Origin of the sequence: Aristophania vespae (genome assembly GCF_009906835.1) — a bacterium.
Lineage (GTDB): Bacteria > Pseudomonadota > Alphaproteobacteria > Acetobacterales > Acetobacteraceae > Aristophania > Aristophania vespae.
Window position 1 is genome coordinate 107,501 of the sequence record NZ_CP047652.1, and the last position, 21,122, is coordinate 128,622.

Annotated in this window: 18 protein-coding genes, 1 tRNA gene, 2 rRNA genes and 1 pseudogene (1 of these 22 cut by a window edge); 11 read left to right on the forward strand and 11 right to left on the reverse strand. The window is 43.7% G+C overall.

Annotated elements, in window-relative coordinates; genetic code table 11:
- The 4 genes from GT348_RS00550 to GT348_RS00565 form a co-directional block, all read left to right on the forward strand.
- Positions 1-381 (forward strand): 23S ribosomal RNA (locus GT348_RS00550); it begins 2,360 nt to the left of the window's first position.
- 85 nt (positions 382-466) lie between these two features.
- Positions 467-581 (forward strand): 5S ribosomal RNA (rrf, locus tag GT348_RS00555).
- 31 nt (positions 582-612) lie between these two features.
- A tRNA-Met gene (locus GT348_RS00560) sits at positions 613-689 on the forward strand.
- Between the two features lie 574 nt (positions 690-1,263).
- Positions 1,264-1,524, forward strand: a complete 261-nt coding sequence (locus GT348_RS00565; RefSeq protein WP_236646582.1) for a DUF2726 domain-containing protein — start codon at positions 1,264-1,266, stop codon at positions 1,522-1,524.
- 92 nt (positions 1,525-1,616) lie between these two features.
- Here GT348_RS00565 and GT348_RS00570 read toward each other — a convergent pair whose 3' ends face one another.
- From GT348_RS00570 to GT348_RS00620, 11 genes and pseudogenes are all read right to left on the reverse strand, one after another.
- Positions 1,617-2,969 (reverse strand): amidohydrolase family protein, encoded by a 1,353-nt coding sequence (locus GT348_RS00570; protein ID WP_160618083.1) that lies wholly within the window; start codon positions 2,967-2,969, stop codon positions 1,617-1,619.
- A gap of 81 nt (positions 2,970-3,050) precedes the next feature.
- On the reverse strand, positions 3,051-4,070 hold the full coding sequence (gene adhP / locus GT348_RS00575) for an alcohol dehydrogenase AdhP (RefSeq protein WP_160618084.1): 1,020 nt from the start codon (positions 4,068-4,070) through the stop codon (positions 3,051-3,053).
- Positions 4,071-4,234: 164 nt separating this feature from the next.
- Positions 4,235-4,663 (reverse strand): organic hydroperoxide resistance protein, encoded by a 429-nt coding sequence (locus GT348_RS00580; RefSeq protein WP_160618085.1) that lies wholly within the window; start codon positions 4,661-4,663, stop codon positions 4,235-4,237.
- A gap of 135 nt (positions 4,664-4,798) precedes the next feature.
- On the reverse strand, positions 4,799-5,851 hold the full coding sequence (locus GT348_RS00585) for an NAD(P)-dependent alcohol dehydrogenase (RefSeq protein ID WP_236646583.1): 1,053 nt from the start codon (positions 5,849-5,851) through the stop codon (positions 4,799-4,801).
- 201 nt (positions 5,852-6,052) lie between these two features.
- Complete coding sequence (gene mdoH, locus GT348_RS00590) at positions 6,053-8,218, reverse strand: glucans biosynthesis glucosyltransferase MdoH (protein ID WP_160618087.1); 2,166 nt, start codon at positions 8,216-8,218, stop codon at positions 6,053-6,055.
- Positions 8,194-9,735 carry a glucan biosynthesis protein gene (locus tag GT348_RS00595; protein ID WP_160618088.1) on the reverse strand — a complete coding sequence of 514 codons (1,542 nt, stop codon included), beginning with the start codon at positions 9,733-9,735 and terminating at the stop codon, positions 8,194-8,196. Before GT348_RS00595 ends, mdoH begins: the two co-directional genes overlap by 25 nt.
- A 108-nt stretch (positions 9,736-9,843) precedes the next feature.
- Positions 9,844-10,511, reverse strand: a pseudogene (gene bioD / locus GT348_RS00600) (dethiobiotin synthase).
- Entirely contained in the window at positions 10,511-11,308 is a 798-nt protein-coding gene (locus tag GT348_RS00605; protein ID WP_160618089.1) for a methyltransferase domain-containing protein, read from the reverse strand. The pseudogene bioD and the gene GT348_RS00605 overlap by 1 nt, the downstream one beginning before the upstream one ends.
- Entirely contained in the window at positions 11,305-11,943 is a 639-nt protein-coding gene (locus GT348_RS00610; protein ID WP_160618090.1) for an alpha/beta fold hydrolase, read from the reverse strand. The genes GT348_RS00605 and GT348_RS00610 overlap by 4 nt, the downstream gene beginning before the upstream one ends.
- Positions 11,940-13,130: an aminotransferase class I/II-fold pyridoxal phosphate-dependent enzyme gene (locus GT348_RS00615; protein ID WP_160618091.1), complete on the reverse strand. Its 1,191-nt coding sequence runs from the start codon at positions 13,128-13,130 to the stop codon at positions 11,940-11,942. Before GT348_RS00615 ends, GT348_RS00610 begins: the two co-directional genes overlap by 4 nt.
- Complete coding sequence (locus GT348_RS00620) at positions 13,127-14,410, reverse strand: adenosylmethionine--8-amino-7-oxononanoate transaminase (RefSeq protein ID WP_160618092.1); 1,284 nt, start codon at positions 14,408-14,410, stop codon at positions 13,127-13,129. The genes GT348_RS00615 and GT348_RS00620 overlap by 4 nt, the downstream gene beginning before the upstream one ends.
- Positions 14,411-14,639: 229 nt before the next feature.
- On the opposite strand from GT348_RS00620, the gene GT348_RS00625 reads away from it, so the two are divergent.
- From GT348_RS00625 to GT348_RS09255, 7 genes are all read left to right on the forward strand, one after another.
- Positions 14,640-15,161 (forward strand): hypothetical protein, encoded by a 522-nt coding sequence (locus GT348_RS00625; protein WP_160618093.1) that lies wholly within the window; start codon positions 14,640-14,642, stop codon positions 15,159-15,161.
- Between the two features lie 28 nt (positions 15,162-15,189).
- A complete protein-coding gene (locus tag GT348_RS00630) occupies positions 15,190-15,759 on the forward strand; it encodes a DUF5384 family protein (protein ID WP_160618094.1) in 570 nt (189 codons plus the stop codon).
- Positions 15,760-15,950: 191 nt separating this feature from the next.
- Positions 15,951-18,641: an autotransporter outer membrane beta-barrel domain-containing protein gene (locus GT348_RS00635; RefSeq protein ID WP_160618095.1), complete on the forward strand. Its 2,691-nt coding sequence runs from the start codon at positions 15,951-15,953 to the stop codon at positions 18,639-18,641.
- Between the two features lie 8 nt (positions 18,642-18,649).
- Complete coding sequence (locus GT348_RS00640) at positions 18,650-19,366, forward strand: autotransporter outer membrane beta-barrel domain-containing protein (RefSeq protein WP_236646584.1); 717 nt, start codon at positions 18,650-18,652, stop codon at positions 19,364-19,366.
- 245 nt (positions 19,367-19,611) lie between these two features.
- On the forward strand, positions 19,612-20,136 hold the full coding sequence (locus GT348_RS00645) for an invasion associated locus B family protein (protein WP_160618096.1): 525 nt from the start codon (positions 19,612-19,614) through the stop codon (positions 20,134-20,136).
- A gap of 45 nt (positions 20,137-20,181) precedes the next feature.
- Positions 20,182-20,640, forward strand: a complete 459-nt coding sequence (locus GT348_RS09250) for a DMT family transporter (RefSeq protein ID WP_236646522.1) — start codon at positions 20,182-20,184, stop codon at positions 20,638-20,640.
- A gap of 53 nt (positions 20,641-20,693) precedes the next feature.
- Complete coding sequence (locus GT348_RS09255; protein WP_236646523.1) at positions 20,694-21,077, forward strand: DMT family transporter; 384 nt, start codon at positions 20,694-20,696, stop codon at positions 21,075-21,077.
- Positions 21,078-21,122 lie beyond the last annotated feature (45 nt).

Genomic DNA, 21,122 nt, shown 5'->3' on the forward strand with positions numbered 1-21,122 from the left:
TGTCGGCTCATCACATCCTGGGGCTGGAGCAGGTCCCAAGGGTTCGGCTGTTCGCCGATTAAAGTGGTACGTGAGCTGGGTTTAGAACGTCGTGAGACAGTTCGGTCCCTATCTGCCGTGGGTGTAAGAGACTTGAGAGGATTTGTCCCTAGTACGAGAGGACCGGGATGAACGAACCTCTGGTGCACCGGTTGTCACGCCAGTGGCACAGCCGGGTAGCTAAGTTCGGAATGGATAACCGCTGAAAGCATCTAAGCGGGAAACCAGCCTTAAAACAAGGTCTCATAGAGCCGTCCAAGACCAGGACGTTGATAGGTCAGGTGTGTAAGTGTGGTAACATGCTGAGCTAACTGATCCTAATCGCTCATATCTCTCACACATCAAAACACATGCACAGTCATCTTTTACTCAAAAACACACTAACAACTTCTCCTCAGACCTAACTTTGTTAGGGTGAGCGGGAAGACCTGGTGGCTATGGCAAGGGGATTAGACCCGATCCCATCCCGAACTCGGCCGTAAAAACCCTTAGCGCCTATGATACTGCACCTTAAGGTGCGGAAAAGTCGGTCGCCGCCAGGTCCCCTCGCTCACCCAACTCTTTACCCACCCCCGCGGGGTGGAGCAGCCCGGTAGCTCGTCAGGCTCATAACCTGAAGGTCGTAGGTTCAAATCCTACCCCCGCATCCAATAGCTCTGACAGATTCCTATCTCATATCTATATGATCTGTTACTCTCTCTCTTATTATCAATCTATATATACTTCCAATAAAATACTTCCGTATAAAAATATAAAAATTACACAATACCTCCCATAGCACATATCACTAAAATTATATCTCCGGGTTGGGATTGTAATTAAAAAAATAATTTCCTTACTACCGTTTCATTATATAGTTACGTTCCATTTTCGAGGTCAACGCGCCTCTAAAGCTCTGATCCTTTTTAGAAAAATAAGTCCCTAAATTTATTGTTTGCATTAAAGCTGCTTATCTCAAGATCACCATGGCGCTCTGTTGCTCTTTTTTAAAGACTTCTCTTTAAAACATTTTTCCTGTTAGTTTTAATTATAACCAATTGCCTAAATGAGTGATCTTTATAAGCTGGAAAAGCGGCTGTGTTACGTTAAATAATGTAATTTAAAGGTCCCCCACTCGTCCTCTTAATATAAGAGACTGCCCAACTGCTTTACGCGCTTTATCAATGGGCTAAAACTTACCAACCAAGTTGGTATTTTGCTTTTGAGGTTTTTCTTGGGAGCTCTATTAAAGCAGATTACGTCCCTGAAGATCCGAGACAGAAAAATGCTTTTAAATCATATAAAAATAAGCGTGTTGATTTTCTTTTAATTAATTGCCGCAGTGAGCTGGTGTTGGCAATAGAATATTACGGCTCAGGCCTTAATCTCTCGTCTGATGCTAATGATCGAATGAAAGTTAAAAGGTTAGTTTTACAGAAAGCACAAATATCACTTCTTGAGATTCCTGAAAAAGCAAAAAAGGCTAAAATCATGGAATCTATTTAGTATATTTTAATATTTAGCAGCATCGAAAATCTATTTATATGAGAAGATACAAATAGATCTTCATTATATCTTCTCATATTTTTTAATTTAAATTATTGAGTTGGACCTTTTACAGAGTGCCCACTATGCCATACTTCAACGATATTATTCACATCACTGATGTTTTTGCTTGGGTCGCCTGATACGACAAGTAAATCTGCACGTTTTCCAGGCGCTAAAACGCCCCTGTCTTTTAAGTCCAGAAGTGCAGCCGCATTTTCGGTTGCTATATGAATAATAGATAATGGCGGTAAGCCGGCTTCTTTATATAATGCCAGCTCTCGATGCTCAGCAACACCAGGAATTCTTAAAGGTTGAGCGCCGCTATCTGTCCCAAATCCTAAATTGACGTGTGCTTCATATAAACGTTTTAGATTCTGAAGGTTTATATATAAGGATTTCCGAGCAAAAGCAGCTTCTTTCCCTTTTTTATGTGCATTTCTCCATGCCGGGTCATTAATTTGTTCTAGAAACTCCTTACTTAATCCTGCTTTGTAAAAAGCTTGGTTAGTCCATGTCTGCTCTTCTGCCCAGGCTGTTGTGGCTTCATCAAGCTGTAGGGTGGGGATATACCAAATATGACGTGCTTTCATTTTCGCAATTACGTCATTGGGGATTAATTGATCACGCACACCGTGAGCTATAATATCAGCGCCGTCATTAATAACTTCTTTTGCGTCGGCTAAATCATGAATATGCGCGGCCACACGGATATTATGCCTATGTGCCTCTGCAATGGTGGCTTCTATGACTGAAGGGGACATCTTTTGTGGGACTGACCCATTAAAATCATCCACCCAAATCTTTACTAAATCGGTTCCTTCCTCTGCCATTTTATCAACGGCTTCTTTAGCTTCTTCGGGGGTAGCAGGGCGGAAAATTTGTTGAGTGCCTATTTTAAGGGGAGGGGCGCCATCAGGCACGCCTATTCCCTGCTCCACGCCAAAAAGATCGGCGGGAAGTTTTCCTTCATGGGCTTCTTTGCGTATTGGATTAAAAACAGCAGGCTTATTAAGTCCCAAAGCCATAACTGTGGTAACGCCATAGCGCTGATATTGAGAAAGGGCAGCTTTGATATTATCTTTAGTGTAATATTCTGGCCCTGTCTGTATATTTTTCATTAAGCCAATATGTGAATGGTCAGAAATTAAACCAGGTAATACGGAATCCCCTGACCGATCTAGAATTTTGGTATGGGGAGGTAAATCGATATTATTACCGATGGCAATGATCTTGTCTTTGTCGAATAACAAAGTGTCGTCTTCTACAGGAAGATTTCCTGTACCATCAATAACGCGAATATGGGTTAAGGCGATAAAATTATGAGTTTCGGCAAAGGCCGTGCCTGACAGCAAAATTGAAGCTGCTGTAAAAATGCCAAATAGTTTTTTGTTTTGATTTTTCATTAGTACAGCCTTTTATTTAAGTAGTGAAATTAAAAAAGGCTCCTTGTTAGATGGGAGCCCTTTAAAGTTTTAATGAAAAAATTATGCGCTTTTTGAGCCAAAATCGATGACCATTCGACCCCGGATTTTCCCTTGTTCCATCTCCTCGAAAATATCATTAATATCTTCAATAGGGCGCATGGTAGTTTTGGGCACAACCTTTCCCTCAGCTCCAAATTGGAACGCTTCGGCAAGGTCCTCTCTTGTGCCTACCAATGAGCCAATGACCTTAATTCCATCAAATACAAGGCGAGGGATACTTAAATTCATTGCTTCAGGTGGAAGACCTACAGCAACAACACAACCTCCGGCACGTACGGCATCGACAGCTGAATTAAAAGCGACTTTTTGAACGGCTGTAACAACGGCAGCATGGGCGCCACCGCACTTTTCCTGTATGATTTTAGCAGCATCTTGCTCACGGGAGTTTATAACCATGTCCGCTCCCATTTCTTTTGCAAGAGCGAGTGCGCCGTCATTAACATCTATAATAATTGTTTTGGCATTGAACACATTTTTAGCATATTGCATGGCCAGATTGCCGAGGCCACCTGCTCCATAGATAGCAATCCATTGACCAGCTTTTACGCCAGAAACTTTAATAGCCTTATATGTTGTAACGCCCGCGCAACTAATACTGCTTGCTGCTGCAGAATCTAATCCATCAGGTACTTTCACAGAATATTTAGCGGTGACGATGCATTCTTCTGCCATAGCACCATCTACCGTATAGCCAGCATTTTTTACGCTACGGCACAATGTTTCATTGCCTGAAATGCAATATTCGCAATGACCACATCCTTCAAAGAACCAGGCCACACTGGCTCTGTCACCAACTTTTAACGAGTTTACACCGGGTCCAACTTCTTTGACAATTCCTATGCCTTCATGGCCTAAAACAACGCCGGTTTTGTCACCGTAATCACCATTTTTAACATGAAGGTCGGTGTGGCAAACGCCGCAACATTCAATGCTTAAAAGGGCCTCTCCATATTGCAAAGGACGAAGCTTTTTATCAACAACCTCTACCTTATGGTCTTTTCTAGTAATGGCAGCTTTCATAGGAATTTCTCCCAATATCGAGATATAGAATCTTAGATTACAAATTAAAATTGTAATTTCTTATTATCATAAATATAATATATTAATTCTAATTATCACAGTAATTTGTTCTTTAATAAAATTTGAGTGATTATCTTACAAGTAATCACTCAAATATGTGTGTATTAATTCTTGGCTAAGCTTATTGTTGTTTTTATATTATTTCTAGTGGCATGAGCGTAAGGGCAAACTTTTTCAGTTTTTTGTAATAGCGAATCAGCCTGACTGTGATCCATACCGGGTAACGATACTTCGAGAGAGACTTCAATACCGAAACCGCCATCTGAGCGAGGACCTAGCCCAACAGTTGCCTGGACACTGGTTTCTTGCGGTAAAGATAATTTTTGTTCATTTGCAACGTATTTCATCGCACCAAGAAAACAGGCAGCGTATCCTGCGGCAAAAAGTTGTTCAGGGTTGTTGCCACGGTCATCTCCGCCAAGCTCTTTGGGCACGCCCAAGTCGACTTTGAATCGACCATCCAGGGTTTCAGCGTGGCCATCACGCCCCCCTACAGCACGAGCAGTTGTACGATATAAGACATTTACAGACATAATAGACTCCATCGCCTTGGCAAAAGATCTGCATGAAAGACTCTATTAAAGACCTTATTTATTGTAAATTCCTTAATAAAAAGGCCGTTCTCAGGAGAAGGAACGGCCTCAATAACTTTTCTATAGCGAAAAGCGTTAATCGTTTTTAAGTGAAGACATATCAATTACAAAGCGATAATGAACATCACCACGTTCAAGCCGTTCATATGCTTCGTTGATGTCTTCTATTTTGATAATTTCACAGTCAGGAAGAATATTTTTCTCTCCGCAAAGATTTAGCATCTCCTGTGTTTCAGCAATACCACCAATAAGTGATCCTGCAACGCGACGGCGTCCCATCACGAGAGGCACAGAAGAGGTCTCAGCTAAAGGACCAATTTGACCAACAATGACTAAGCTCCCATCCACATCTAAAAGTGGAAGATAAGGATCTAAGTCGTGCTTGTAAGGTACTGTATCAATTATCACGTCAAAGTGGTTAGCAGCTTTCTGCATTGCGCTTTCGTCACTTGAGACAAGATATTTGTGGGCTTTAAGCTCTTCAGCGTCAGTTCTTTTTTTGTCTGAACGGCTAATGATAGTGACTTCAGCACCCATCCCGACAGCAAGTTTTACAGCCATATGGCCGAGGCCGCCCAGGCCAATAACACCAACTTTTTTTCCAGGTCCTACATTCCAGGCTCGTAAGGGAGAATAAGTAGTAATACCAGCACAAAGAAGAGGGGCCGCACGTGAAAGATCAAGGTTTTTTGGCACATGAAGCACGAACTCTTCCCGCGCGATCATATGCTTTGAATAGCCACCATAGGTGTTTTGTCCATCAATTCTGTCGGGGCTATTATAGGTTTGAGTATTACCTTCCCGGCAATATTGCTCATTCCCCTTATCGCATTGATCGCAATGTTGGCATGAATCGACCATGCAGCCAATGGCAACGATATCGCCTTGCTTAAAGTGTTTTACATCTGGACCTGTTTCAGTAACGCGTCCAATAATTTCATGACCGGGGACGATAGGGTATACAGAACCTCCCCAATCATTGCGGGCCTGATGAAGATCTGAGTGACATACGCCGCAGTAAAGTACTTCCATAGCAACGTCATTATGGCGTAAAGCGCGACGTTCAAAAGAAAAGGGTTTTAAAGGTGCGTCACAAGACGTGGCCGCATATCCAATAGTTTTCATAATATGACTCCGAAGAATAATGATTAGCTCTTCTGTCCAAAATTATAGAGCATCTTAGCCCATGAGGAAGAGATAAGGGGTCGAGAAACAAGAAAAGTGATTTCTGCCCAGAGCAAAAGAGGGGTTTTTCCATAAAGTATTAACCGCCCTATTGGTTTTACTCATGATGAGTGAAAGCCAACAGGGAGCTTTTTTACTTTCGTTTTAAGAAAGAGGCTTTTCGGTTATGTACGTCATGGCATCAGGACAAGCTAGGACAGCAGCTTTTTCCTGAGTTGTTAAATTATCAAGAGCCGCCTGCAAAGAAGGGCTTTCCTGTAATTTGATCATTCCGGTCAGTAAAGGGATGTTGATTGGTTCACCTGGTTTGCGAGGTGGTGGCAAAGCACGTTTGTGCGCCTCTTTTAATTCAGGGTCGTTATGCATGGCCTCGAAAGCTTCTATTGCTTCATTACTTAATAGAGGTTTTGATTCCTCATCAACAAGTTTAAGCACTTCAGGAGGGTGCGTTTCTTCTGGAATTAAAAGGAACTTTGCCTGACGTGTCTTTTCTCCTGCAACGCGGCTCGCCGTGAAGGCCACTAAAGGAATGGCAAGCACAAGTCCTACCAAAACAGGTAACATCCACAAAAATAGCGAGGTTGATACAGACCAGGCTGCTATGCTCAAAATGACGCCGAAAGCTGTATAAATCCAGTAACGATGAGTGACTTCCTTGATAGAAACGCGGCCATCAACGCGATTTTGCGTTTTCCAGCCTGAATCACGACCAAGCAAAATAGACAAAATTGCCGAGGTCTGGATTAACATAGCAATGGGAGCGATGAAGCCACCAATAAGAGTTTCAATTAAAACCGAAATACAAAGCCGAAAACGGCCACCAACCTTAGAAATTGTTTCAGAATCAAAACAGGTTGCGATAAGAGCAAGCAATTTCGGCGCTAAAAGAATAAACATAGTGCCGATAAACACATTCCGGGCCTGAATAGGGTCAACATGTGGCCAGTGGGGGTATAATGTGCGCTCTGTGCTAAAATATTCAGGGTGATAGAAATGTGATTGTAATGAGATCAATATACCGCAAAGTAAAAAGAGCAACCATAAAGGCGACATGACATAGGCGCCCATCCCTACAAGCATGTGGGAACGGCTAACCCAATGAAGTCCTTTAGAAAAAAGGATACGGCCATGTTGCAAGTTTCCCTGGCACCAGCGGCGGTCACGAATAGCAATATCAGTAAGTGACGGTGGGCTTTCTTCATATGATCCAGCAAGGCCTGGGACCATATGAATAGCCCATCCACCACGGCGCATTAGAGCGGCTTCTATAAAATCATGGCTTAGAATATGACCGCCAAATGGGGGCCTTCCGGGTAAATGTGGCAAGCCAGCTTGCTCAGCAAAGGCCTTAGTGCGGATAATGGCGTTATGGCCCCAATAATTTCCTTCAGAGCCGTGCCACCATGCTACGCCATGAGCAATGAGAGGCCCATAAATTCGGCCAGCAAATTGTTGCATCCGTGCAAAAAGCGTATGGCCTCCGACGATCGTAGGGAGACTTTGAATGAGGCCAATGCCAGGGTGAGCTTCCATCGCAGCTGTAAGACGAACAATAAGCGCGCCATCCATGACACTGTCAGCATCGAGAGTCAGCATATGGTCATAGCCGCCTCCGAAATGCTGTACCCAATCACCAATATTACCTGCTTTACGATCCGTATTTTTAAAGCGCCGGCGGTAAAAAACGCGATTTTGGGCGTAAGGCTGTTTTCGAAGAGATAAAAAAGTGCGTTCTTCTTGCACCCAAACGTCGGGGTTGGTTGTATCAGACAGGATAAACACGTCAAATGATGAAGCTTGTCCAGTTTCCTGTAAGCTTTTGAGTATGGCGCGTAAATTAGTAACGACCGTTTCAGGAGGCTCGTTATAGGTCGGCATTAAAATAGCGGTGCGCTTTGTCAGCTTGGGAAGAGGGCCTTCCCGTTTAATGCCTAAACCAAGCCCTCCGTGTTTTAAAAGTGATACAAACCCGCCTAGAGAAGAAATGAATGAAAGACAGATCCAAAAGCTCAAAATTGAGAAAAGGAAGAGGATAAGAATTCCTAAGGTTGAATAGCCAAAGGAATTAAAAACCCTGTTGATTTTCTCTACACTGTAAAATGTAAGAAGCAGAGAACCACCGAAAACAAAAAGTCGTCTTAGCCATAACCACGAAGGCGTTGTTGGCAAAGACCAAAAAGGACGCCCATGACGCTCCGCCTTTTGGCGGAGGTTCTGTGTGGGCATCACTAAGGGTGATTCAGGCGGTAAAAAATCGGAAGCTGAATTAACAGAAGATGGGCCGCTCATGGTGTCCAACGATAGAGCCATGTTTCAGAAATAGGTCCTTGATCAGTGGCAAGTTGCACCTGGAGTTCACTCAATTTTGCATCGCCGGGTACAAGCTCAAATGTTGTACGCACACCCTGAATATAGGGATTGCGTTCAATTACGATATTTCGAATCGCCCCTGGTTTAGCTTCGGCAATGAGATGAAAGTTCGTGTCTTTGGGAAGAGACTGGAAAGGCTCTCCATTGAAATCAATAACAAAGAGGCGTGCTTCTGGATGATCGACAACGGCGCCTACACGTGTGGCTACAACACGCGCTAAATGTGTCGGCCAGGGTGTATCCCATCCCCAATACATCCGATATGTGAAATTATAGCTTTTGCCTGCCTGTAATGGCTGTTTTGGGTGCCAAAAAGAGACAATGTTATCATTAACTTCACTAGGGCTAGGAATTTCGACCAATTCAACTTCGCCATCTCCCCAGTTTCCTACAGGTTCTATCCAAAGAGAGGGGCGCTGTTCGTAGTGCAGAGCTATATCTTCGTAATCGCTGAAGGATCTTTTGCGCTGCATTAGTCCATAACCATAAGGACCATTATCGCTAAAGCCAGAAATTTGTAAGTCGGTTGGGTTATTGAGAGGACGATAAAGCTGCTGTTTGGTGCCAGTCCATACTTGTAAAGCTTCGCTATCATGTGCCGCAGGGCGCCAGTCATCAACGTGATCATGGTTATTGGCATCAAAATAGAACATTCCTGTTAAAGGAGCGATCCCACCATTAGCGATATCCTGTCGAGGGAAGATTGTTGATTGTACGTCAAAAAGAGTGGTTTCACCTGGGCGGATTGTGAAACGGAAAGCCCCCGTAAGAGAAGGGCTATCCATGAGAGCATGTACAACAAGTGAATCAGACCCGGCTTGAGGTTTTTCAAGCCAGAAAGAGCGGAAGAATGGAAATTCTTCTCCCTTGAGAGACCCTGTATCTTTAGCAAAACCACGGGCAGATAGGCCGTAAATTTGCCCTTTGGCAAAAGCGCGGAAGTAAGATGCCCCTAGAAAAACGGCGCATTCTTCCATGACACCAGGTGTGTTAAGGGCGTAGCGTATACGCAGTCCAGAAAAGCCAATATCGCCCGAAACCTTTAGGGAAGGATCAGCATAGTGATAAGAGTCAGGGTCATAGGCGATAGCTGTGGCTTTGCCACCAATCACCTCATACATGTCTACCCGTGGTTTATAGAGATAGCCACGTGGAAAGAATTCAACGTCGAAGGCGAGTTTATCACTGTGCCAGAGGGTTTTTTCTGGATCATAAGTAATAGAGCTAAACTGGTCGAAATCCATATTGGCTAAAACAGCAGGCAGCTCATGTGAGGGGGCTGAGAAAGCTTTGCGTGATAGATTTCGGGCAAGGGTTCTAACAGTGCTTTCGTCAAAGGGACGAGAAGCATGAGAAGAGGAACGAGCGCTTGCTTTGGGTGTTTTGAGACCCAGAGCAGAAAGTCCAACCCCAGCACTGAGACTGGCTTTCATAAGATCGCGTCGGAGTATCTTCATAAGAACCTTCAATCCTCATTTATGAAAACAATTTAAGTCAGCCCACTGCACTTTTGGAAATATGAAAAAGTGCCCTCGTGACATACTAAAACCAGGTCTAATTTTCTTTTAAAAGCTTTGTAGCGAAAATTCGGCACTTCTTCCATAGCTAAGACGGTCTAAAGGTGGCACTAAGTGTGCCAGCTCTGAAATTAAGGCCGGTTCTAGCGTGTTGTAAGAAGGTAGGTGAAAAAGGCAGCTCGTTTTGCCGATATGTTCGATAACATGCCGGTTTTCAGGATTATCACCTTCATTAAAAACAAAGCCCAAAACGGCAATATTACGGCGTGAAAGGGCATCAATGCTCAAAAGAGTGTGATTAAGAGTGCCTAAATGAGGCCGTGCTACAAGCACAACGGGCAATTTTAACTGAGCGATAAGGTCAATCATGAGGAAGTCGGGTGTAATAGGCACCATCAAACCTCCAGCCCCTTCAATGATTAAAGGTGATTTTACATCAGGCAGAGTGAACTGCTTAATATTGATTGTAACGTTCTCTTTTTGTGCGGCCATAAGGGGGATAAGGGAGCTTTTAAGGCGTAATAAGGGGGGATGATGCGATCTGGAGATAACTCTGCCAGATGCTGTACCGTTGCCGTATCGCCCTGTTCTTCAGCTAGACCTGTTTGTAATGGTTTCCAGTAACAACCCTGCCATGCTTTTGTGAGAACAGCACTGATAAGAGTTTTCCCTACCCCTGTATCTGTTCCCGTAATGAAAACACCTTTAATGGGCATTATAATCTATCCTTGCGAAAAACGCCGAAAGCAATTTCATAGGTTATTTCGGTATGGTTCCTGTCAAAAAGAGTCATCGCACGTTGTAGAGCCGTAATTGAAACAGGCTTATGTTCTGGATGGGGTAGCGAGGCGCCAATATGCTTTAAATTGCGCAAAAATGCCAATGCCGAGGGCACTGGCTCTCTAATGGTACAAAGCGTCCATTTTCCTACACCATTGCCAGGCCAATCATTTTCTAGAACTGCAAGGCTGGGATAATCAGGAATACCACATGCAGCATTAGCGTCGGTACAACTTTCCTGCCATTCTTTAAAGCTACCCTGGGCAATGGTTGACATAATAAGCAGTCCAGAGGGAGATAAAAGTCCCGATAAGCGCTTTAAGGCGGCGGGCCGGTCAGTGAACCACTGAATACATAAATTAGAGGCAATCAGGTCAAATTTTTCTTTTGAAGGAGGGGGAGGATCCAGTTTTTCTCCATCCATGAGGTGGAATTTGATTTTTAAGGATAAATCCTCTTCCTGTTTTATCTTACATTCAGCTCGCTGGAGCATTTGGGGAGCAAGATCGGAGAGAATAAAAGAAGATTCAGGATAAAGCTTTATAAGTTTTTGACTTAGATGTCCCGTACCACATCCTATTTCCAGAATTGAATGAGGCTTATGGTCTGCACTCTGTCCATTAATGAGCAGGGCTAGATGGTGAGCGCTTTCTCTCTGTAAATAGGAGGCTGAGTCATAATGGTCAGCTTTATTAAAATGTTGGGTGATAATCTTTTTACGTGAGGGCCTCATAGGTCATTGGCTATATCACGAATGAGCCTTGCAGCTCTAGTGCTATGGGTTTGGGGTAATAAATGTCCGCCCTGCCAAATTTCCTGCAAGGAGCAGGGGTGTTGAAGTCCCTTCTGAGAAGGGAGCAAAGGGTCAGTGCTTCCTACGATATTAACGAGTAATTTATCCCAGCCCAGTAGCGATAAACGGGCATCTTCATCTATAAGATGCTGTAAGCCTGCTATTAGGCGTTCCTGGTTAAAATGGGCTGGTAATGCAGGTGGGTCTTCTCCGCAAAGGCGACGAAAAGAGGAGATTACATCCTCTGGATTTTGTGAGAGTTTGGTCATCATACGCTCTAAAACGCGTGCGGTAATTCCTTCAGGATAAGAAATATCGCTGCTAAAGCGTGCAAATCCATTAAAAGAAATAAGCCCTACGCAGCGTGATAAATCTCTTTTTAAAAGGTTCATGACCCCCGCGGAGTGGCCTATGGCAATATAGGGACTTTGGGGCAGCTTACAGGAAGGGGAGGCCCCAAAATATCCTGCTTCTTCATAATGGCAGGAAAATTCTGCTAGATTTTTTATAACTGGCTGCCAGAAGGATTGGTCATAACTCCAACCATGAGCAAAATATAGCAATGGTCTGGTCATGATATATTATTTTCCAAAGATATTTTAAGCGCTTTTATAAAATGGGTTACGTCCTGCTGCGTATGGTCGGCATTAAGAGTTACGCGTAATCTGGATGTGTTTTGTGGGACTGTCGGAGGGCGGATAGCACCACAAAAGAAACCTTGCTCTTTCAATGATTGTGCAACAATAAGAGTTTTTTCGGCACTGCCAATATGAATAGGAATGATTTGAGTTGAAGATGGTTCTGTTACAAAACCAAGTTTAGCTATTTCTTTTCGTAGGAATGAAGCTTTTTCCTGAATGGCTGCGCGTTCTGGCTCCATGTCTGGCATTAAATCCAGAGCAGCATCAAGAGCGCCCAGAACAGGAGGGGGAAGAGCGGTACTATAAATAAAACCAGACGCAAAATTTACCAAAAAATCACATAATTTTTGTGATCCCGTGATAAAAGCACCCATACCCCCTAGTGCCTTACTCGCCGTGCTCATGGTAATATCAGCCAAGCCTTGGCTTAAGCCTCTGCCTTCCTTTCCTAAGATACCGGTTGCGTGGGCTTCATCAATATAAAGGGCGGCATCAAATTTATCTGCTAAATAACGCAAAGCAGGAATATCGGCACGATCTCCATCCATTGAAAAGACACTTTCAGTGACAATAAATTTCAGGCCAGCCTGATGAGAGTGCCGCTTTAAGAGCGTTTCAAGGTGGGCAAGGTCATTATGCCGATAACGATTTTGTCTTATGCCTGCGGCAGCACACCCTATATGCAAGCTCGCATGATTGAGTTTATCCGTAAAAAACAAGGCATCTTGGCCTGTTTCTTGCTGGGATAGAAGATTTAAGGCGGGAATGAGTGAGGCATTTGCCTGCCAACCACTCGCAAATAACAAGGCTGCTTCACTATATTTAAAGCGGGCTAATTTTTCTTCTACAAGCTTATGAAGCTCTAATGTTCCATTAACCAGGCGAGAAGCACAACTTCCTGTGCCATATTTTTCTGCCCAGGATGCTGCTCTTGTGCGTAATAAGGGGTGATGTGACAAAGCTAAATAATCATTAGAAGCAAAATCTAATATCCATTGGCCATTATGGAAAAGCTTGCCCTCTTGCCTCTGAATAGCATGTAACTGGCGAAAATTATGATTGGATCGTCGTTTATTTAGAGCTTTTTCTAAGATTGTCTCTAATCGAGATTGTGACGTCATAGTAAATTTGTTTCAAGAACATCATAAATAGCTGAAGTAAGCATAGAGAGTTCGTCTGTTTTAATTGTAAAGGCTGGCGTGAGGTAAATAATGTTGCGAAACGGACGAATCCAGACATTTTTTTCTATAAAAGCCTTATTGAGGCGTGCACTATCCTTAATGGCGTCAAGTTCTACAACGCCTATGGCACCTTTTACACGCACATCCTTTACGTGCGGGAGAGCTCGGCACGGCTCAAGCTCTTTTAGAAGCTGTTTTTCAATGTGCTGGACCTGCTGAAGGCGAGGTTCTTTTTCAAACAGATCAAGAGAAGCGTTAGCAACAGCGCAGGCTAATGGATTGGCCATAAAGGTTGGACCATGCATCAAAGCATGGTTAGGATTGTCTGATAGAAAAGTCTGATAAACATGTTCCCGTGCTATAGTCGCTGCCAGGGGCATGGTTCCACCTGTAAGGGCTTTTGACAGGGCAATAATATCAGGCACAATATTAGCTTGTTCATATGCAAACATTGTTCCTGTGCGGCCAAAGCCTGTAAAAACTTCATCTAAAATAAGTAAAATGCCAAACTCATCGCATAAATTGCGCAAGTTTTTTAAAATTTCTGCATCATGAAAGATCATGCCGCCTGCACCTTGCACCAAAGGTTCTATAATCATGGCAGCAATCTGAGTAGAGTCTTTTTCTAACAACATTCTCAAATTTTTAAGGTCGGCAGAGGTTTTAGGAATATCAGCCAAAACCTGCTTCGGTAAAGTTTGCCCAAAAAGAGAATGCATACCTTCTTCGGGATCACAAATAGACATCATCATTAATGTGTCTCCATGATACCCACCCCTGAAAGAAAGGAGCTTAGAGCGTGTTTTTTCTCCCCTGTTTAAATGAAATTGCAAGGCAATCTTGGCCGCGACTTCCATGGCGACAGAACCAGAGTCAGTGAAAAAAACGTGGTTCAGATCACCTGGTAAAATTTGTGAAAGTCGTTCTGATAATCGTGCCGCTGGCTCATGGATCATCCCTCCGAACATAATGTGCGGCATTTTTTGCGCTTGTTCGATGAGGGCGGCCTGTAAGTGGGGGTGGTTATAGCCATGACAGGCTGTCCACCACGAAGCTATGCCGTCGATTAGTTTTTGACTGTTAGAAAGTGTAATAGTACTGTCTTTTGTAGATACTGCCTCAGCCGGATAAGGAGCTGTTTTCATCTGGCAGTAAGGAAGCCATAAATGAGGTAAAGAAGCCGCTTTGAGCCGTGAGGAAGGAGGTGCAGTAAAAGACATAATTGTTATTTACGCGTATTCATTCACGTTCTGCAAGGCTGGCTATATTAACAAAATGCTTTCTAAATCATGACAAAATATATAATTGCCTTTTTATGCTTCGACATTATGTCTCTGACTTAATAATGGCCCTGCTTAGAAAGGTTCAGGAAGTAAGGTTGATAGGGCCTTTGCGAGTCATGTCGTATCTATAATCAAACGGTGTAGTTGCCGTGATAGGGGTTAAAAGATGACTAAGAAAATTGGGTTTGCAGCGTTCGGCTTGACATCTTTGCTGGCTTTGGCTGCCTGTCAGACACCAGGTGTAGAGTCACGCCCTGATGTTTATGGCCAATCACAAGTAAATACTGTGCAACGTGGACGTGTTGTCACAATTATTTCTGTTTCGCCAACACGCATTAACGTTGACAATAGCGCTAGCAAGAAAACCGCACAAATCGCCGGTGGCATTTTGGGAGCTGCTCTCGGTAGTGGGCTTGCTTCTGGTGTTGGTGGCTCAGGCTGGGGTGGCGGACTTGCAGCAGGTGCAGGCGGTGCCGCCGGGGGTGCACTCCTTGGAGGTGCAATTGCCGGTAATAATACTCTTGTCAATGGCGTAACCGTTGCTTATCAGGACCGCGCTGGTGGCGAAGCTCTCATGAGCACACAAGTTGGCCGTGTTTGTGAATATAAAACTGGTTCAGCTTTGTTAGTGACTACAGCCAATAATGAGACACGTGTGCAGCCTAATGCAACTTGTTCCAAAAAATAATATTTTTTCGTTAAGGAGCATATAAAGAGTGTTAAAGAAAATTGGCTTTAATTCGCTTTTGGCTGGATGCTTCTGTGGAGCTGTTCTGTGGGAAGGGCAAGCCCTTCCCGCTTTTGCTCAAACAGCAGATGATCAAATAGAAGCTTTAGGCCATGTGCAGGATGCTCAAGATGCTCAGCGTCTAGCGGTACAGCGTGCTCAGCAAGAAGCACATGCAAAATCTCAAGCTCGGATAGCCGCGCGCCAGCGTGCTGCACAGCAGGCAGCTAGAGCGCGTGCTGCTGCCAGAGAGAAGCAGGCTCGGGTGGCTGAGCAAGAAAAAACGCTGGATCGCCAGGCTAAGCGCGAATATGAACAGGCGTTACGTGAAATAGAAATTGAAAAAAAACGTGCTCATCTTGAGCTGGATATAGCTAAAGCAAAACACTCCGAAGATTACGTTAAAGCCGATTTAGACAAAAAGCGTTCTGAAACTGATTCTGTCTCTGCTCGAAGTGAGGCAGTGCGAAGTTTATCTTCTGGCGGACAGCATTTATTAGAAGATGCCGGGAAGGCCACAAAAATGAGCCAGCGTCATTGGTGGGAATCAAAAGATTAAGTGCCTCGATGGATTAATTCTAACATTTTTTTTAAATTTGTGTTAGAAGATAGCTGATAGATTATAAGAGCATCTTACAAATAAGGGCATACGTTAGCGTTGTCCTTATTTTTGCCAAAAATGTCTCTTATTTTATTGCTAGAGTATTTTATTCACAGTTTTTAAACTTCCATTGTCGTGTGAGGGAATTGGTGCGTTCTTTTACTGCAAATCAATCTTTTGCCGAGAAAGTTGATAGCTCTACTGCTTTTGTAGAGAAGAAACTTTTAGGGATTAGAGTTAAAAATAGATGTGCCAATATTCTTTCTGCCTTTTTATTAGGCGGGACGTCTCTGGTTGCTGTCGGCGGTGCATCTTCTGCTATTGCAGCAGATAATGACCCAGCTGATGGCAGTCAGGCCCCTTTGTACTTTTATGTACCTAAGGGTGAAACAGGGTCTACAGAAGAAGAAATGCGTACTCCTTCTGCTTTCGTGAAAGATGGTGAAGGTAATTTTGTTGTCTATTCAAATGTTAGACTGCAAGCATTAGATCCTAACGCAGTTTTCCCGGTTAATCCCAATGATAATCCTTCGCCTGGTGCTGCTTCCATTCAGGGAGGTACATTAACCATCGATGGTAGTCGTAATGTCGAGAATGGGGGAACAGGGAATATTGTCGCCGCAAACGGATACGTTGTGGTCGGGCGTGGTGAAGGGTCTGACGGTACTCTGGTCATTAAAGAACAAGCCAAACTTGTTGCCGGTTCTGCCCAGGCGAGTGATAAAGTGCCCAGTAGTGTGGGTATTGCTCAAGGTGGTGGCAGTAAAGGTAATATCAAAGTTGCTGGCGATGGTTCTGTTTTGCTGGCATATGGTCAAAATGGCGTTATTACTGTCGGTAACGGGGACCAGCAATATGGTCAGGGCACGGCAAACGGCCAGTTAAATGTCAGTGAAGGTGGCTTTGTTTATTCTGATCGTGTCGTAGCTGGTAACTATAGGCAGGGAACAGGTGTCATTAATGTTTCCGGCAAGGGTTCCATTTTAGCTGCAGGTGGATATACCATGCAGACACCTTCTGGACAGGCTACTCGTTTAACATCGAATTCTGGTTTGTGGGTTAATTCTGGTGGTAACGGGACCGTAAATGTCAGTGATAACGGCGTTTTAGTTGTTCAGGGTCGCATACATTTTGGTGAAGAAGGTAAGAAAGATACAAATAAAGGGCGTGGTGAGCTCAATGTTAACGATAATGGTATTCTTTTTGTAGGTGACTTTGCTCTTCCTAAAACGGGTGATGCTTCTAAAGATGCGTCCTCTAAGGGATACCTTAATGGCATTGTTAGTGACGAGAAGGATTATGCCTTTAATGTGAATGGCGGTGTAATAGTTGTTTCAGGTCCGCAACTGACAACTGACGTTGATATGAACTTGTCCAAAAAAGCGACAATAGATACAAATACTGGAAATGCCTATTTCTCCGGTGTGTTAAAGGGTGATGGTACTCTTGTTAAGACAGGCAAGGGGACGTTAGTTTTAAGTAATGCTAACACCTATAAAGGCGACACAAAGGTTTACCAGGGGGAGCTCCAACTTAATGATGGAGGTTCTATCAATAATAGTAAAAATATTTATCTGGGATCATCTAATAAGCCGCAGGATAAGTACACATCATCAATTCCAGGCCATGAACCTAATGACGGATCTAAACCAGCAAAAACTGGTCCAGTCCTAAAAGGGACATTAGTTCTTAATAAAAAAGAGAACGCAGTTTTAGATCAGACCATTTCGCACCTTAATGACTCTTATGATGATACCGATGGCGGTATTATTCAGCAGGGAACGGGCACGATCGTTCTGACGGGTAATAATAGCTATCATGGTGATACCTTAGTCAATAACGGCACCCTCCGTATTGATGGTGATCAAACAAAAGCGACAGGAAATACTAACGTTGCCGGAGGGGCGACATTAGCAGGTAATGGCACACTGGGCGGTAATGTTACCGTTGCTGATAAAGCTGTTCTTGCCCCTGGGGCATCACCTACCGATAAAATGAACGGTAAGCAGAGCAATTTAAAAATTAAAGGTAATTTGGCATTAAATAGTGGCTCAACGCTCCATATTAATGCTGGCCAGGGAAATACAACATTAGACGTTATCGGTAAAAACGGTCAAAAGACAGGCCAGAAATATCAGCAAAGTGACAGCGTTACAGTTAACGGAAATGCTTCTATGCAAAATGGAAGCAAAGTTAACGTTGATATTGAGAGAGGTTCAAAGCTCCGTATTGGCCAGGCTTATCGCTTAATTTCGACAGATAAGGGTATTTCTGGTAATTTGGGCGAAGTCCAAACGACTGTAAATAACGGTAACACCCCTTATGTCTTCCTGACGCCAAGCTTCTATTTTGTTGATGGTGCAGGTGTAGGAAGTAATACGGCTTTAGACTTCTCGTTAGAGCGTAATGACGTTAAATTTGAAAGTGTAGCACAAACTCACAATCAACATGAGGTGGGTGGAGCCCTTGATCGCCTACCAATTAGTTCTGATATTATTCAAGCAGTCAGTCAGGTGGCAACTAAGGACGAAGCACGGGCCGCACAAAAAGCCCTATCGGGTGAGTTACATGCGTCACTTCGTACTGCTTTAATTCAGGATAGTTACTACCTTCGCGAAGCGGTAGTAAATCGTCTTGCTCAGTCCTTTTGTGACGATTCTGTAGCCAGCGCTTCAAATATCAGCACCGCTGATTTAAGAACACACAGAAAAACCAATGGCCGCTGCATAAAAGATCGCCCTGTTCTTTGGGGTGAGGCTTATGGGAGCATGGGCAATAATTCCGGTGATGGTAATGCTTCTGGATTACATCACTCCACAGCAGGTTTCATTATGGGGTAGATGCTCCTATTTCTGACAGTGACTGGCGTGTTGGTGGTTTAGTAAGCTATGGCCGTTCCATGTTTAATGTGAAAGGCGATAGTTCATCAGGAAACAGTAACAACATCTCTGTCGGTGTTTACACTGGGACCCATTGGAACAATCTCTTCTTACGTATGGGCGCCGACTATAGCTGGAATTTGATGACAACAAATCGTCGTCTTAATGTTGGCGGTTATGGAAGCCATCTTCACGGCAACTATAATGGCGGCACTGCGCAGGTTTTTGGTGAACTTGCTTACAGATTCCATTTAGATCGTTACTCTCAGATTGAGCCTTTCGCGAATGTTGCTTATGTCAATCTGCATACGAACCATTTCCGTGAAACGGGCGGTTTTGGTGGCCTCGAAGGGCATGGCACAAATACAGGTGTGACCTTTACAACATTTGGTCTGAGAGCTGCCACAAAAGTTATGGTCGGTGATACTATCGTGACGCCTTATGCTATGGTTGCATATCGACATGCCTTTGGCGGTTTACGTTCACGCTTCAAAAATAACTTTATTGAAGGTGGTGGAACGATGGATATTCGTGGTGTTGCACTTTCTGAAGATGCTGCGGTTATGGATATCGGTTTCCGGGCCAAATTGGCGGATCAAATTGATGTAGGGCTCGCCTATATTGGTCAGTACGGCAACAGGTCGAATGATAGCGGTGCAAAAGCCGATATAAGGTTCCACTTCTAAGAACAGACGTTAAAGGCCTCCTTAAAAAGAGGCCTTTAATTTTTGGTGGTAAGCCGTATGGAATTTTCATTAAGTGATGTATGGCAAAATCTGCCAATATAACCGATTGCATTAGTGAGTAGAGACTAATCCTATAGATTAAGTGAAAGAACTGACTCGTAAATGATAACTGAGCCGTTTATTACGATGTCTTAAATAGGTTAAAGGCATCTTTTGGGGTGCAGTGGATGGTATGAGGAGTTATCGTGTCTGTCAGGATTGCTTTTAAACAAGTCTTTAAAGGACTCTTTCTGCTTTCGTCCGTAGGGTCTGCCTTTGCAGGAACCTTACCCAATGGGGCTTCATCAATTAATGAGAGTTACCAAAACTGGCATCTTATCTGCCAAAATACAAAGTCGGGTGTGAAATGTAATATTTTGCAAGAGATTTTGGAGGGGCAAACGCATCAACTATTTTTTCGTATAGAGTTCAAGCCGGCTGAAAGCCAAACTCATGGTGTTATGATAGCGCCATTTGGCCTAAATCTTACTGACGGGATAACTATCGCAACAGAGGGTGAGTCCGTTGGGGATGTCTATCCCTTCAATACATGTTTGCCTGTAGGTTGCCTGGCGCCACTTGACCTAGATGAAGGGCAGTTCAGTAGCTTTTTGAAAAGCAAAAAAGTGAAAGTTTCCTTTACAACCCTAAAAGGTAAGTTACTTAAATTTCAATTGCCAATCAGCGGGCTTGATGAGGCTTTGAACCGTGCACGTGTACTAACTAAATAATTATAAAAACCTCTTTTTTGTGAGATGCTTGAAAGCAGGCATAAGGTGGAACGCGCTTTGAAAAGTCCCGAGCAACGATTTTTGCCGTTATATATTTTGGTATCCATTGTTTCTTGGGCGAGCGCTTATCCAGTTGTGCGGCTGGCAATGAGGGATATTCCTCCCATCCCCCTAGCGTCTTTGCGCTATATGCTTGCGGCTACCTTAGGTTTGTTATGGCTTGCCTGGAAAAGACCAGCCTTACCAAGTCTGAGAGATTGCCCACGTCTTGTTTTATCAGGAATTTTGGGGATTACGCTTTATAATATTTTTTTCAATCTTGGCGAGCAAAGCGTTTCATCAGGTGTGACGAGTCTCATTATTGCTTCTGCACCGATTATGGCTGGCCTCATGGCTGTGGCTTTTACAAAAGAGACATTGTCCTTATTTGGATGGCTGGGTTCGCTTCTTGGTTTTGGTGGTATTGCCCTCATTGTTTCCGGACAAAAAGGGGATTCTCTATAGATTCTGGCGCTGTGTTAGAAGTGTTAGCAGCATTTTGTACAGCAAGTTATGTTGTGCTTCAGCGCCCTCTGTTACATCGTTATGGCGGGCTGACTGTTACAGCATGTGTATTGATTATAGGGGCTATTTTTCTGTCTCCATGGTTGGGAGAGGGGAGTAAAATATTATTGAATGCTCCACCAAGAGCGTGGCTTTGTGTCATTGAGCTTGGGGTTTTTCCTGCTGCAATTGGCTATGCTTCATGGAGCTATGTGATCCATGCCCTAGGTGTAGCGAAAGGCACGATATTTCTTTATTTCTTACCACCTATGACGTTCTTACTCGCCTTTTTTCTTGAAGGGAGCTGGCCTGATTTATATACCATTCTGGGAGGTGCTATCGTTATGATAGGGGTGGCTTTAGCTCACAAGAAAAAGAGGCCTTCTTTGAAGGCCTAAGTCTTATCAAACAAAGCTGAAAACGCATTATGCAAGGGTAAATAA

Bases quoted from the DNA above. Each gene is read 5' to 3' on its own strand.
- adhP (WP_160618084.1), bottom strand. From the start codon at position 4,070: ATGAAAGCTGCCATTACTAGAAAAGACCATAAGGTAGAGGTTGTTGAT.
- GT348_RS00570 (WP_160618083.1), bottom strand. From the start codon at position 2,969: ATGAAAAATCAAAACAAAAAACTATTTGGCATTTTTACAGCAGCTTCA.
- GT348_RS00620 (WP_160618092.1), bottom strand. From the start codon at position 14,410: ATGTCTTTTACTGCACCTCCTTCCTCACGGCTCAAAGCGGCTTCTTTA.
- GT348_RS00605 (WP_160618089.1), bottom strand. From the start codon at position 11,308: ATGAGGCCCTCACGTAAAAAGATTATCACCCAACATTTTAATAAAGCT.
- GT348_RS00595 (WP_160618088.1), bottom strand. From the start codon at position 9,735: ATGAAGATACTCCGACGCGATCTTATGAAAGCCAGTCTCAGTGCTGGG.
- mdoH (WP_160618087.1), bottom strand. From the start codon at position 8,218: ATGGCTCTATCGTTGGACACCATGAGCGGCCCATCTTCTGTTAATTCA.
- GT348_RS00615 (WP_160618091.1), bottom strand. From the start codon at position 13,130: ATGACGTCACAATCTCGATTAGAGACAATCTTAGAAAAAGCTCTAAAT.
- GT348_RS00610 (WP_160618090.1), bottom strand. From the start codon at position 11,943: ATGACCAGACCATTGCTATATTTTGCTCATGGTTGGAGTTATGACCAA.
- GT348_RS00625 (WP_160618093.1), top strand. From the start codon at position 14,640: ATGACTAAGAAAATTGGGTTTGCAGCGTTCGGCTTGACATCTTTGCTG.
- GT348_RS00580 (WP_160618085.1), bottom strand. From the start codon at position 4,663: ATGTCTGTAAATGTCTTATATCGTACAACTGCTCGTGCTGTAGGGGGG.